At 56.4% G+C, this 12,815-nt stretch carries 11 protein-coding genes; 4 read left to right on the top strand and 7 right to left on the bottom strand.

The window, feature by feature from the left end:
* Positions 1 to 247: 247 nt before the first annotated feature.
* From dnaK to hrcA, 3 genes are all read right to left on the bottom strand, one after another.
* Positions 248 to 2,185 carry a molecular chaperone DnaK gene (gene dnaK, locus MKFW12EY_RS07620; RefSeq protein WP_054758580.1) on the bottom strand — a complete coding sequence of 646 codons (1,938 nt, stop codon included), beginning with the start codon at positions 2,183 to 2,185 and terminating at the stop codon, positions 248 to 250.
* 71 nt (positions 2,186 to 2,256) lie between these two features.
* Positions 2,257 to 2,895 (bottom strand): nucleotide exchange factor GrpE, encoded by a 639-nt coding sequence (grpE, locus tag MKFW12EY_RS07615; RefSeq protein ID WP_221054287.1) that lies wholly within the window; start codon positions 2,893 to 2,895, stop codon positions 2,257 to 2,259.
* Between the two features lie 49 nt (positions 2,896 to 2,944).
* Positions 2,945 to 3,985 (bottom strand): heat-inducible transcriptional repressor HrcA, encoded by a 1,041-nt coding sequence (gene hrcA, locus MKFW12EY_RS07610; protein ID WP_054758578.1) that lies wholly within the window; start codon positions 3,983 to 3,985, stop codon positions 2,945 to 2,947.
* A gap of 311 nt (positions 3,986 to 4,296) precedes the next feature.
* On the opposite strand from hrcA, the gene MKFW12EY_RS07605 reads away from it, so the two are divergent.
* The 3 genes from MKFW12EY_RS07605 to MKFW12EY_RS07595 all read left to right on the top strand — a co-directional run bounded on the left by MKFW12EY_RS07605 (position 4,297) and on the right by MKFW12EY_RS07595 (position 8,155).
* Positions 4,297 to 5,523 carry a response regulator gene (locus tag MKFW12EY_RS07605; protein ID WP_221054286.1) on the top strand — a complete coding sequence of 409 codons (1,227 nt, stop codon included), beginning with the start codon at positions 4,297 to 4,299 and terminating at the stop codon, positions 5,521 to 5,523.
* A gap of 15 nt (positions 5,524 to 5,538) precedes the next feature.
* A complete protein-coding gene (locus MKFW12EY_RS07600; RefSeq protein WP_221054285.1) occupies positions 5,539 to 6,765 on the top strand; it encodes a SpoIIE family protein phosphatase in 1,227 nt (408 codons plus the stop codon).
* Between the two features lie 76 nt (positions 6,766 to 6,841).
* Complete coding sequence (locus MKFW12EY_RS07595) at positions 6,842 to 8,155, top strand: sensor histidine kinase (RefSeq protein WP_221054284.1); 1,314 nt, start codon at positions 6,842 to 6,844, stop codon at positions 8,153 to 8,155.
* A 24-nt stretch (positions 8,156 to 8,179) separates the two neighbouring features.
* On the opposite strand, the gene MKFW12EY_RS07590 is transcribed toward MKFW12EY_RS07595, so the two are convergent.
* The 3 genes from MKFW12EY_RS07590 to MKFW12EY_RS07580 are packed head-to-tail and all read right to left on the bottom strand — an operon-like array spanning position 8,180 to position 9,810.
* Positions 8,180 to 8,887, bottom strand: coding sequence for a dinitrogenase iron-molybdenum cofactor biosynthesis protein (locus tag MKFW12EY_RS07590; protein ID WP_054758558.1), 708 nt, complete (start codon positions 8,885 to 8,887; stop codon positions 8,180 to 8,182).
* Positions 8,888 to 8,891: 4 nt separating this feature from the next.
* A complete protein-coding gene (locus MKFW12EY_RS07585) occupies positions 8,892 to 9,206 on the bottom strand; it encodes a rhodanese-like domain-containing protein (RefSeq protein ID WP_054758556.1) in 315 nt (104 codons plus the stop codon).
* Between the two features lie 28 nt (positions 9,207 to 9,234).
* Positions 9,235 to 9,810 (bottom strand): hypothetical protein, encoded by a 576-nt coding sequence (locus tag MKFW12EY_RS07580; RefSeq protein ID WP_054758551.1) that lies wholly within the window; start codon positions 9,808 to 9,810, stop codon positions 9,235 to 9,237.
* 569 nt (positions 9,811 to 10,379) lie between these two features.
* Here MKFW12EY_RS07580 and MKFW12EY_RS07575 point away from each other — a divergent pair.
* Entirely contained in the window at positions 10,380 to 11,867 is a 1,488-nt protein-coding gene (locus tag MKFW12EY_RS07575; protein ID WP_054758549.1) for an alginate export family protein, read from the top strand.
* Here the strand turns inward: MKFW12EY_RS07575 and MKFW12EY_RS07570 are convergent.
* Complete coding sequence (locus MKFW12EY_RS07570; RefSeq protein ID WP_221054283.1) at positions 11,864 to 12,649, bottom strand: HAD family hydrolase; 786 nt, start codon at positions 12,647 to 12,649, stop codon at positions 11,864 to 11,866. The genes MKFW12EY_RS07575 and MKFW12EY_RS07570 overlap by 4 nt on opposite strands.
* Positions 12,650 to 12,815 lie beyond the last annotated feature (166 nt).

Genomic DNA, 12,815 nt, shown 5'->3' with positions numbered 1-12,815 from the left:
GTAACAACAGCTTGCATATCTACCTCGCAAAAACAAAAAGGTATGCGGTGCGCATCTACATAGCTTCGCTGGCGTTGCGATCCACTTCCAGCAGTTTATAAAAATCTTCTTTTGCCATAACGAGGAAAACCGCCGGCGGAAACCGGCGGTTAATTAAGATATTGAATTGAAAGAAGACGGAAGCGACTTTAACAGCGTGCGCGCCCGTCCTACCCTCTCTCAGGCTGCGAGAGAAATCGAACGAACTTTACTTCTTATCGTCCTTAACTTCCTCGAACTCGGCATCGACCACATTGTGGTCTGGCTCGGCTTGTTGGCCGCCGGCCGCGTGTTCGTGGCTGCCGGTAGCCACCGCTTCGGCGCCGCCTTTTTGGGCGTAGACGCGTTCGGCCAGTTTACCCGATAGTTCGGTCAGGGCGTTGGTTTTGGCTTCGATGGCATCTTTGTCGTCGCTTTTCAGCACAGCATGCAGGTCTTTAATGGCCGCTTCGATCGCCGATTTTTCGTCGCTGCTGACCTGGTCTCCCAATTCTTTCAGCGATTTTTCGGTAGCGTGGATCATGCCTTCGGCCGCGTTGCGGGTGGAGACCAGCTCTTTCAGCTTGCGGTCTTCGTCGGCATGGGCTTCGGCGTCCTTAATCATGCGTTCGACTTCGTCGTCGGACAAACCGCTGGAAGCCTTAATCACGATGGACTGCTTCTTGCCGGTGGCTTTGTCTTTGGCCGATACGTTCAGGATACCGTTGGCGTCGATGTCGAACGAGACTTCGATTTGCGGAATGCCGCGCGGTGCCGGCGGAATGTCCTGCAGGTCGAAACGGCCCAGCGATTTGTTTCCGGACGCCATTTCCCGCTCGCCTTGCAATACATGCACAGTCACCGCGGTTTGATGATCTTCGGCGGTCGAGAACACTTGCGAAGCGTTGGTCGGGATCGTGGTGTTTTTCTCGATCAATTTGGTCATCACGCCGCCCAGAGTTTCGATACCCAAAGACAACGGGGTAACGTCCAGCAACAACACGTCTTTAACGTCGCCGCCCAATACGCCGGCTTGAATCGCCGCACCCAAGGCCACCGCTTCGTCGGGGTTGACGTCTTTGCGCGGCTCTTTGCCGAACAATTCTTTAACGAACGCTTGCACTTTCGGCATCCGGGTTTGACCACCGACCAGGATCACGTCGTTGATTTTTGCCGCCGAAATACCGGCGTCTTTGATCGCTTGCAGGCAAGGACCTTTGGTACGTTCGATCAAATCGTCGACCAAAGACTCCAATTTGGCGCGAGTCAATTTGACGTTCAAGTGTTTCGGGCCCGATGCGTCGGCAGTGATGTACGGCAGATTGATGTCGGTTTGCTCGGCTGACGACAATTCGATTTTGGCTTTCTCGGCCGATTCTTTCAGACGTTGCAAAGCCAAAGGATCGTTGTGCAAATCGATGCCGGTGTCTTTTTTGAACTCGCCGGCCAGGAAATCGATGATACGCAAGTCGAAGTCTTCACCGCCCAAGAAGGTATCGCCGTTGGTGGCCAAAACTTCGAACTGGTGCTCGCCTTCGATTTCGGCGATTTCGATGATGGAAATATCGAAGGTACCGCCACCCAGGTCATAAACCGCGATGGTGGTGTCGCCTTTCGGTTTGTCCATACCGAACGCCAACGCCGCCGCGGTCGGCTCGTTGATGATGCGTTTGACGTCCAGACCGGCGATGCGGCCGGCATCTTTGGTGGCTTGACGTTGCGAATCGTTGAAATAGGCCGGTACGGTGATGACCGCTTCGGTGACTTCCTCGCCCAGGAACGCTTCGGCGTCTTTTTTCAATTTCATCAGGACGCGGGAAGACACTTCCGGCGGCGCCATTTTCTTACCGTGGCATTCCACCCAAGCGTCGCCGTTGTTGGCTTCGATGATTTTGTAAGGCACCATTTTGATGTCTTTTTGCACCGCGTCTTCTTTGAAACGACGGCCGATCAAACGTTTGATCGCAAACAAGGTGTTTTCCGGATTGGTTACGGCTTGGCGCTTGGCGGATTGGCCGACCAATACTTCGTTATCGTTGGTAAACGCGATGATGGAGGGCGTGGTACGGGCGCCCTCGCTGTTTTCGATGACCCGCGCGGTGCCGTTTTCCAGTACGGCGACGCAGGAGTTGGTGGTTCCTAAATCGATACCGATCATTTTGCCCATTGAAATTCTCCAGACTTGAATAAGTGGTAAGTTAAAAAGTTGTTAGCGATATGCGGTTGATCGTTTGATTTTCAAGCCTGCTCATCGATTTTTGCTCCGTCGGCCGGTTTGTCGGCAGCCTTCGCCACCACGACCATGGCCGGACGCAACAAACGGCCGTTCAGAATGTAACCTTTTTGAAATACGTTCAATACCGAATTCGGTTCGGCGGTTTCGCTGGGTTGCATGACCATGGCCTGGTGGAATTCCGGGTTGAACGGCTGGCCCAGCGGGTCGATGGTTTCGATGTTGAATTTGGCGAATACCGATTCGAATTGTTTGACGGTGAGCAAGCTGCCTTCGCGTAACTTGACCACTTCCGGGCTGTCGCCGGATGCGGCCTGAATCCCCAATTCCAGACTGTCCAGCACGCTGAGCAATTCCTTAGCGAATTTAGCCAAGCCGTATTTGCGCTCGTCGTCCAAATCCTTTTGTACCCGTTTTTTCAAATTCTCCATTTCGGCCTGAGTCCGCAAGGCTTTATCCAGATTGGCGGACGCCTGTTGTTGGGCTTGTTCCAATTGCTGGCGCAAGGATTCGATGCTGACCGCTTCTTCCGCTGCCGGCTCTTCGCCGCCGGCTTCCGCCGCGGCCGGTTTGTTTTGCTCCAGTACTTCGGCGATCAGTTCGGCGTCCGTCTGCTGTTCGTGACTCGATTGCTGGTGACTCATAGTTTCTCCATGGTTCTAATATTTTGAGTTGGGCTAACGATAAGGGCTTTTATTTCGGATTCAAGGCCGCGCCCAATAATTTTGCCGTGACGTCGACAAACGGAATCACCTTCTCGTAAGCCATCCGGGTCGGACCGATCACGCCCAGCACGCCGACGACTTCGTCGTTGACCGAGTAAGGCGCGGTTACCAGGCTGCAACGCTCGAACACGCTGTAGCCGGACTCTTCGCCGATAAAAATCTGGACGCCGTCGGCCTGCAGGCATTGGTCCAACAAATGGATCACGCCGCGTTTCTGGCTGAAGGCTTCGAATAACTGTTTGAGCCGGTCCATGTCCGACAGCTCGGAAAAACCCATCAAGTTGGTTTCGCCGCTTAACACATAGTCGTCGTTGGGCTGCTCGGCAAAGGCCAGTTGCGCCATGTTGACCGCATCGATCATGCCCTGGTTGACCGAATGCCTGTCTTTTTCCAAATCCTTGACCACCAATTCGCGAATTTTGGCCAAACTGCGGCCGGTAAACACCGAGTTCAAATAGTTGGCGGCCTGCTGCAACTCGGCCGGCGAAAATTGTTTTTCGGTATGGATGATCTTGTTATGCACTTCCTCGGTATCGGTGACGAAGATCACCAGCAGCCGGGTACTGGACATCGGCAAAAACTCGATGTGGCGCAGGGAGACGCTTTCGCGGCGCGGTAAGGTTACGACGCCGGCCATCTTGGTGACGTCGGACAGCAGTTTGGAGGCTTTGCCCAACAAATCGCTGGCCGTCTCGGTATCGCTGTGCAAGCCGGCCTGCAACTGGTCCAGCTCGCTGGACGCCAACGGCCTGACCGTCAGCAGGCTATCGACGAACAAGCGGTAACCGCTGACCGTCGGCACCCGCCCGGCGGAGGTATGCGGCGAATGGATCAAGCCCATCTCTTCCAAATCCGCCATCACGTTGCGGATACTGGCCGGGCTTAACTTCAAATTCGGATCCTTGGACAACAGGCGCGACCCGACCGGTTGGCCGTCTTGGATGTAACGCTCCACCAGGGTTTTGAGCAAATAAAGCGATCGTTCGTTTAAATCCTGTCCGCCAGCCACATTCGGTACCTTCGAAATTCGTTAGCACTCCACACTGCCGAGTGCCAACAGCAAAACTATCAGTTGCCCCAACCCTTGTCAATGTCGGGTAAACCTTAATCCGGGCCGGAAAAAACGGGGTTTGGCCTTATTGCGCACCGGCTTGCCCACTACCGGCGGACAAACCGGCTCGGCTTATCTAAACTTAAAGCTCCTAGCAACCCGACCATTGTGACCGATGCTCACCAACCCGAAACGCGAAACCCGCGATTTTTTGCGCGCTGCTCGACCGATTCCCCCGTGCGGGCCCCAGTCTGCCTGAGGTTCCGAGCATGACCGGCAACAAACATATCCTGTTCGTCGACGACACCGAGCACGTGATCAGTGGCATCAAACGCCAACTGCGCCCTTACCGCGGGCAATGGCATCTGCACTTCGCCACCTGCGGCAAACAAGCCCTGGAGCTGATGCAGCGCCAACCCATCGATTTGATCGTTTGCGACATGATGATGCCGGAAATGCGCGGCGACGAATTATTGGCCAAGGTCGCCGCGGCCTACCCCGGCACAGTCCGTATGATCCTCAGCGGCTATACCGACGAAACCAACTTGCGCCTCGGCCTGGAAGTGGCGCATCAATATTTGGCCAAGCCTTGCAGCGCGGAAATCTTGCGGGAAACAATCTGCCAAGTCTTCAAAATCCAGGCCTGCGTCGATAATCCGCGTATCGCCGCGGAAGTCGGCGAGGCCAGCCAATTGCCGAGCCTGCCGAAAATTTACCACCAGCTGAACGCCGCGATCGGCGACGAACGCGCCACCAGCGCTCAAATCGCCGATATCTTCGCCAAAGACATGGTGCTTTCCGCCAAACTGCTGCATTTGGTCAATTCGCCGTATTTCGGTTTGCAGCGAACGGTGTCCAATCTGACCGACGCCATCAATCTGATCGGCCTGAAAAAACTCAATAGCCTGGTGTTATCGGTACACGTCAAAACCGCCTTTCCGGTCACCGATCCGGCGGTGGAACGTTACATGGATTATCTCTGGCAGGACGCCGCCCGGGTGGCCGAACTGGCGCGGCTGATTGCGCTATCGGAACGGCAAAGCGATGACAGACCTGACCAGGCTTATCTGGGCGGCCTGTTGCACAATATGGGTTTGCTGATTTTTATGTCGCGCTGCGGCGATAAACTGAAAATCCTGGTGGAACAAGCCGTAAACAGCGATAAGCCGCCGGCGGAGCTGGAAATGTCCATCTTCGGCTTTACCCGCGCGGAAGCGGCCGCTTACGTGCTGAGTTTATGGAAAATACCGCCGCGTATCATCGAGTCCATTTTGCTGCAAAACACGCCGAGCGATTCCGAATACAACGGCGTCAACGCCTTGACTGCAGTACATGCGGCATCGTGCTTGCTCAACCCTACGGCTGTGCCAGGTTACGGCCGTTTATTCGACATGGCGCTGGACCAAACCTATTTGCAGCGAATAGGCAAGCTGGACCGTATCGGCGAATGGCGGACGCTGGCCGCGAACGTCACGGCAAGTTTCGCAAAAAAATAGGAGTAGGAGACAGAGATGGCGGATACATCACAAGACAAAATTCTGTGCGTAGATGACGAGCAAAATATATTGGACATGTTCAGACGCACGCTGGGCCGGCAGTTCGCATTGTTTACCGCAAGTTCCGCCGCAGACGCGCTGCGCATCCTGCAGCACGAGCGCGACATCGCCGTGATCATGTCCGATTACAGCATGCCCGGCGCCAACGGTTTGGAGTTTCTGCAGCGCGCCGGCGAGATATCGCCCGACAGCGTGCAAATTGTGCTGACCGGAAACATCGAGATCGACGTCGCCATCAAAGCGATCAACGAAGCCCACATCTTTCGCTACTTGCCCAAACCTTGCCCGATGGAGGTCACCAAAAAAATCATTGCCGACGCGCTGGCGCACTACCGGCTGGTGGTCGCCAAGCGCCAATTGAGCGAACAACTGGAACAGAAAAACCTGGAATTGCTGCAACGTAACGCCGAATTGGCCGAAAAACAGGCGCTGCTGGAACACGAGCTGGAGACCGCCAAAATCGTTTGCAGCAAATTCGGCAAATACGGTTACCAAGTGCCGAACGGCCTGGACTTTTTCATCTCGGCCAAGGAGGCGGTGGGCGGCGATTTCATCCTGAACGCCGTCAGCCGCGACGGCCAGGCGTTTTATCTGATGATGGGCGATTTGACCGGCCACGGTTTGCAATCGGCGCTGGGCGGATTACTGGTCACCGAAATTTTCGACGCACAATGTCCGGACCGTCCGCCCTTGCACGAGTTGGCCTCTATCATTAACCGGAAAATGTGCCGTAAATTACCGACCGGTTTGTTTTGTGCGGCCGCGCTGATGGTGTTGGATTTGGCCGCGGGCCGGTTACAGGTGTGGAACGGCGGCATGCCGGATATTTACTTTTTGGACAAGCAGGGCCGCATCGCCGATAAAGTGCACTCCGCAAATCTGCCGCTCGGCATTGCCGCCGACGCCGGCCTGATCGGCACCATCGCCGACTACGACATCGGCGGGATCGAGTCGGTGTTTCTCTACAGCGACGGCGTTACCGACCAAATCGGCGCCGGTCTCGGCTTGTTCGGGGCCGAGGCTTTAAAGCACGCGCTGGCGGCCGCCCCTACTGCAGCAAGGCGTATCGATCGGGTGGTTGCGCAATTGCGCAACCACCAACAGCATCAGCCGCAAACGGACGACATCTCGATGGCCGAAGTCAATTTACCGCGTATTTGCCGGGCTCTGACGATCCGATGAGCGCGAGCGCCGGTTTTTCCCTTAAAGCAGCGCAAGCGGGCTCCGCTGCCAAGCCGCGCAACCTCGGAGCCTGAACATGTTTATCGAAGCCGAAGACCCTTCCAAAATCCTGGCGGTCGCCCCGAATCCTGACTTGCGCAACCGGCTCGACGCGATGTTCAACGGCAGCGCCCAAGCATCGTTGCAATCCGCTGCGGAAAACCTGAGTTATCAGTTTCTGGGCTGCTCCAGCGCGGCTGAAGCGACTGCCGCTATTCGCGGAGGCATCAAGTCCGGACAAGTTTTCCAGCTGGCATTGGTCGAAAACAGCCTGCCGGACGCCCAAGGCTTGGATCTGATCCGCAGTCTGTGGCAAGCCGATGCCGACCTGCATGTCGTGTTATGTTGTGCCGGCCAGGAGCTGAGCTGGGAACAAATTGCCGCGAAATTGGGCGAAAGCGACCAGTTGTTGATCTTGGAAAAACCGTTCAGCGACCTGGAATTGCGCCAGATAATCCACGCCGCGTTGCGCAAATGGCAGTCGCACAATGTGATGCGCTATATGGAGCAACAAATCGAGCTGCGCACCCAGGCCATCGAACAAGCCAACAAAAACCTGCTGCAAGCCGAAAAACTGGCCGCGGTCGGCCAGCTTGCCGCTGGCATTGCCCACGAAATTAACACGCCGGCGCAATACGTCGGCGACAATCTGCAAGCCATCGGCGATTTCTTCGCCAGCGTTACCCACCTGCTGGAACAGTACCGCAAATTACTCGCGGCACAGGGCGAGCATCGGCAATTGATCGACCAATTGGAACAACAGGCCGATCTGGCGTTTATCCTGGAAGACGCGCCGCTAGCCATCGCCCAATCGTTGGAAGGCATTTCTCAAATCGTCCGTATCGTGCAAGCCATGAAAGGGTTCTCGCATAGCGGACAAAGCAACGCCGGCTGGGTCAACGTGAATCTGGCGCTGGAGAATACGTTGCTGATTGCCCGCAACAGCTACAAATATGTGGCGGAAGTCGAAACCGATTTCGGCGACGTGCCGGCTATCGAATGCTTCCCGGGAGAATTGGCCCAGGTATTTTTGAACATCATCGTCAACGCCGCGCAAGCGATCGAGGACGGCAAAAAAGGCGGCGGTAAAATCGTGATCCGCACCGCGGCGGTCGGCGATTGCGTCGAAATCCGGATTGCCGACAACGGGCCGGGTATCCCGGAACCGATTCGCGACCGCATCTTCGACCCGTTCTTCACGACCAAGGACTTCGGCAAAGGCAGCGGCCAAGGCCTACATATCGCCTACCGCATCGTCAACCAACAACACGGCGGCTCGCTGAGCTTCGCCAGCGAAACCGGACAGGGTACCGAGTTTGTGGTACGGCTAAACCGGCAATTGCGCCGTTAAGCGCGTCGCCGGCGGCCTGACCCGTTATTCCTGCGCCACGAAGCGCTTCCGCTCCTCAGCGCTCTTGCCCAATGCCTTGGCCATCCACGGCGGCGGCGCGTCGAATACTTTCTGGAATTCGCGCAGTTGGTCGGTGGCTTCGATCACGTCCGGAATCTTGATCGGGTAAATGTCGGCGCGGATCACTTTGGCCGCAGCCGGACCGCCGATCGACTGCACGAACAGCACATGGCAATCCTTGATCAGTTCGGCGCGGAACAGGTTTTTGTCGTCGGCGGTGTCGGCATCGACCGTGGAGCGGATATCCACCAGCCGCATGTCGTCGCGCGACAACTGGTACACCAGGAAGCGGATGCAGGAGCCGAAATGGCCGTTCAATAATGCGCCGCTGTTCGACGCAATCGCGACCCGGATCGACTCCGGCAAATCGCCGTCCTTGTAAGGCATGATTTCCGGCAAACCTTCGTCGCCGTCTTCCTCGCCCCACAGGTAGCGCACGGCCAGTTTGATGTTGGCCAGGCCGATATCGATGTCCTCGCCATCCTCCTCGCCGTCGTGGCTGCCGATACCGGTTTTTAAGTTAGTCACAGTAATCGACTTCAACTTCTCGTCCGTCAGCGGCGAGCCGGCCTTTTCGTGCAAGATGCCGATCAGCGTCGCCACATCGACGCCGGGCAGCACGCGCGACGCCAACGCAATCCGTAACGCCAAATCTCGTGATAATTGTTCCATAGCCTCACCTTTCAAGTTTGTGCTGCTCTTTCCAGTCGGCATAACCGCCGGCCAGACTGTAAACCGCTTGGAAGCCGAAATCGCCGAACATTTCAGCCAAATGTTCGCTGGCGTGGCCGTAATAGCAATAAATCAGCAGCGGCTTGGTTTTATCGGCCTTGCGCAGCAGGGAATCGCGCAGTTGTTCGTGCACGTGCATGGCGTTTTCGATGTGGCCGGCCCGGTAATCCTTCAAGTCGCGGCAATCCAGAATCATCGGCTGCTGCGCGGCTATCAATTGCTCCGATTCGGCGACGGAAACCGTTTTAAAGTTTTTCATGCTCGCTCCCAATCTGGATCAAGCCGCGTTATACCGGACCGTAGCTGGCTTCGCGCTTGACTTCGATGGTTTTGCCCAACGCCGTTGGGTAATCCACCGTTTCCGCTTTGAATTTGAAACCTTTGGCGGATTCGTAAACGGTTACCACCTTATCTTCTGCCGACTGGCCTTTCAGGTCGGATTTTTCGATGTAGAGCAATTCCATGGTTTCGTTCCAGACCATGCCTTCGCTGTAAGGCAGTAATTTGAACTTGACGCCGCCGATTTCGACTTCCAGATTGCCGGCGATGTTTTCTACGTAAATCAACGCCAGGGTTTCCGGAGTCAGCGCAGATTTGTATTTCTCGACAAACGCTTCCAGCGAATCCAGCAGGTAAACCATGCCGTTAATGAACAGGATTTTTTCGTTATCGGCCAACATCGCGGCTTGATGGATCAGCAGCTTGGGCGGATTGCGGTCGTTGGGATTGGTGGCGCCCTCGCGCATTACGCCTTCGACCAATACCAGATCGCCGCGCCAGGCCGAAACTCCGGCCATGCTGGTCTTGCCCAGCACGGAAGTAATGTTTAAAAGGCCTTGGCTGTCGTAGCTCTCGAGTAACATCGGAAAAGTCTCCTGTCGCATGAATGGAATCGTGTTACTTGGGAACAAAGCAAGAGGCTTGCCAGCTTGTTAAACTCTTATCGAGATTGAGATTATTCGGGCGACGTCCGTAGTGTGCGGCGGCAAAACCAACCAATTCGGCATAGAAACGGCCGACATTGTCGCAAAACCGACATTGGCTTCGGACTCGCGCCGCCGCCTGTGTAGCATTTACGACCATACAAAGGGCTGAGCCGGCCGAACAGCGCCTGGCGCTGGTGGCCCGGCTACTAAGACAGGCCTACGCCGCGCCGGATTTGCAGAGGCCTCGCTCGGCCGTAGGCATAGGAGCCGGCGCCAATTCAATTACGCATACGACAATGATTCGCAGGCAATTGGCTACCGCTGCCGACAGCCATTGTTGCCTGAGCCGAATTATATAGTCCCGCATTTTCGTTATTTACATGAGCACATAACGGCAAGTAAGCTAGCCGGAGATTTTATCTGGCCGAAGCGTAAGCCCGCTCCGGCAAGTCGATGTCTAGCACTACTGCACGCGCAGCGTATTAACTTCGATATCCGGTTGAACCATGAAACCCTTACCAGTCTGCAACACGTGGGCGGCTATCGCCGTCGGCGGCATTTACCTGGCCGGCACCGCGACCGTAGCGCAAGCCGCCGAGAAGAAAAGCTACAGCCGGCCGCCGTTTGCCGTTTTTTCCAGCCAAATGCCGGACGCCTTACTGGGCAACGACAAATACGAAAAGCCGGTCTGGAATCTGCACGACAGCCTCGGCTTGCCGAAATGGCTATCGGTCGGACTGGAGCAGCGTACCCGCTACGAAACGCTGGATAACGCCTTCAAAGCCAACGGCAAAGGCGGCGACCAGCAAATCGCACTGCAAAGCGACCTTTGGCTGCAGGCCGGTTTCGATGCCTTCCGCCTTGGCGCGGAATTTCTGGATGCCCGAGCGCTGGCAGCCGACAGCGGTTCCGGCATTAACAACACCCACGCCGACCAGGCCGATTTCATCCAGGGCTATCTGGCCTGGGCCAAGCAGAATATTTTCTACAGCGGTCTCGGTTTCGAAGTAGTGGCCGGCCGCCAAACCCTGAATCTGGGCAGCCGGCGCCTGGTGGCGCGCAACGCGATGCGCAATACGATCAACACCTTTACCGGCGTTAAATTGCGGCTGCTGGACTACAACGCTTGGCAATTCACCGGCTTCGTCACGATGCCGGTCAACCGCTATCCGACCGCTGCATTAGATTTGCTCGAGGAAACTCACGAATTCGACGAGGAAGACACCCACACCTGGTTTTCCGGCGGGTTCTTGGAGCTTTACAATTTGCTAGGTAACACCAGCGCCGAAATTTATTTGTACCATCTGGACGAAGGCGACAGTATCCGCAATCCGACCCGCAACCGCCGCTATTTCACGCCGGGAGCCCGGCTATTCAGCAAGCCGGCCAAGTCCAGTTTCGACTTTCAATTGGAGACGATCGGCCAGTTCGGCACGGTCAGAGCGACCAGCGGCGCCCGCGACGGCTTGGACCAACAGCACAGCGCCTGGTACCAGCACGCCGATGTCGGCTACAGTTTCGATGCGCCCTGGTCCCCGCATCTGACACTGGAATACGATTACGCCAGCGGCGACGACAATCCGAATGACAATAAAGAGCAACGGTTCGATACCCTTTACGGCGCTCGCCGGTTCGAGTTCGGCGCCACCGGCATTTACGGTGCGTTCGCTCGCACCAACGTCAACTCGCCCGGCGCTCGAATCACGTTTTCGCCGCGTGGCGATGTCCAGGCATCGGTGTCGCACCGCTTGTTCTGGCTAGCCTCGCCGACCGACAGTTGGGCCGGCACCGGCTTGCAGGATAAAACCGGCCGCAGCGGCGATTCGGTCGGCCAACAATTGGAATTGACGACGCGCTGGGACGTGAACAGCAGCCTGAATTTCGAAACCGGCTGGAGCCATTTGTTCAAAGGCGAATTCGCCAGAATCGCGCCGTCCGCACCGCGCACCCCGGATACCGATTATTTTTACCTGCAAAGCCTGCTCAGGTTTTAATCCGGCTTGCAGGCGTCGCCGAATCCGGCTGCGTTCTCGAGGAAGTTTTCTAGCAGCAGCGGCCGGCAGCCTTCGGCCTCGGCCAACGCTTTGTCCTGCGGCAGGTTGTAACCCCACAAGGCAAAGCCGAGCCGTAAATCGGCCAACTCGGCATGCTTGCGTACGTTCTGCAGCGAGGGTAGCCGATCTTCGACAAAATAGAGCGGCCGGCCGGGGTGCGAGCGCTGCAACCCTTTCAATACCTCCGGCTTACTCATATTTCGATCCAAACCGAAGATGCGGTCGGGGGCCAGTTCGATATCGTTCGCAGTCAGGATTTTCTTGACGAAACGTTCCTGCTTGGTGGTAACCACGTACCAGACATGGTCCCTACCCAAACGGCGCAGTTTTTCGGCCATGCCGGCGAACAGCGGATTCACGGCAATCCAACCCGCTCTGTCTTCGGCTATCCATTGGTCGCGGGTATCGCCGAACAACTGTTTCAAGCCCGCCACCGTCAAACCGGCTTCCGCCATTAAGGCTTGCGCCTTTTCGCCGTAACCGGCGTAAATCGACTCGATAGTTTCGCCCGCATGCAACAGCCGAATCACCAGGATGGCTTCGTAGCCGGTTTCTATGATCGGGCGCACCGCGCGGAATTGCTCGACCAATTCCGGCGGAGCGGTTTCGGCCATGCCGCTCCAAATTGTGGCAGCGGCTTTCCAGCCGGTCAGCGCGGTTTCCAGTGCGCTGTCGCAAATCACGCCGTCGAAGTCCAGCGCGTAGATAATTGAATCAGTCATTAACAAACCAGGGGTGCGGGATAAAAAGGCGGCTATTGTACCGAACCCGGCCGCCGATAACCGCGACCGCGTCACTAAGCCGAGCCAAACCCGGCCAAAATCAACTATTTCAACGAATTATGCTATAAATCGGAGCGGGCCAGCGCAACGGCATCCCGGACTTCGC

It is taken from the genome of Methylomonas koyamae, assembly GCF_019669905.1.
Lineage (GTDB): Bacteria > Pseudomonadota > Gammaproteobacteria > Methylococcales > Methylomonadaceae > Methylomonas > Methylomonas koyamae.
The sequence above is the reverse complement of the archived record's forward strand: the minus strand, read 5'-3'. Positions and strand labels throughout refer to the sequence as shown.

What these genes read in the sequence shown, in the direction of transcription:
- dnaK (WP_054758580.1), bottom strand. Translation starts at nt 2,185, where the DNA reads ATGGGCAAAATGATCGGTATCGATTTAGGAACCACCAACTCCTGCGTC.
- grpE (WP_221054287.1), bottom strand. Translation starts at nt 2,895, where the DNA reads ATGAGTCACCAGCAATCGAGTCACGAACAGCAGACGGACGCCGAACTG.
- MKFW12EY_RS07605 (WP_221054286.1), top strand. Translation starts at nt 4,297, where the DNA reads ATGACCGGCAACAAACATATCCTGTTCGTCGACGACACCGAGCACGTG.
- MKFW12EY_RS07600 (WP_221054285.1), top strand. Translation starts at nt 5,539, where the DNA reads ATGGCGGATACATCACAAGACAAAATTCTGTGCGTAGATGACGAGCAA.
- MKFW12EY_RS07595 (WP_221054284.1), top strand. Translation starts at nt 6,842, where the DNA reads ATGTTTATCGAAGCCGAAGACCCTTCCAAAATCCTGGCGGTCGCCCCG.
- MKFW12EY_RS07590 (WP_054758558.1), bottom strand. Translation starts at nt 8,887, where the DNA reads ATGGAACAATTATCACGAGATTTGGCGTTACGGATTGCGTTGGCGTCG.
- MKFW12EY_RS07585 (WP_054758556.1), bottom strand. Translation starts at nt 9,206, where the DNA reads ATGAAAAACTTTAAAACGGTTTCCGTCGCCGAATCGGAGCAATTGATA.
- MKFW12EY_RS07580 (WP_054758551.1), bottom strand. Translation starts at nt 9,810, where the DNA reads ATGTTACTCGAGAGCTACGACAGCCAAGGCCTTTTAAACATTACTTCC.
- MKFW12EY_RS07575 (WP_054758549.1), top strand. Translation starts at nt 10,380, where the DNA reads ATGAAACCCTTACCAGTCTGCAACACGTGGGCGGCTATCGCCGTCGGC.
- MKFW12EY_RS07570 (WP_221054283.1), bottom strand. Translation starts at nt 12,649, where the DNA reads ATGACTGATTCAATTATCTACGCGCTGGACTTCGACGGCGTGATTTGC.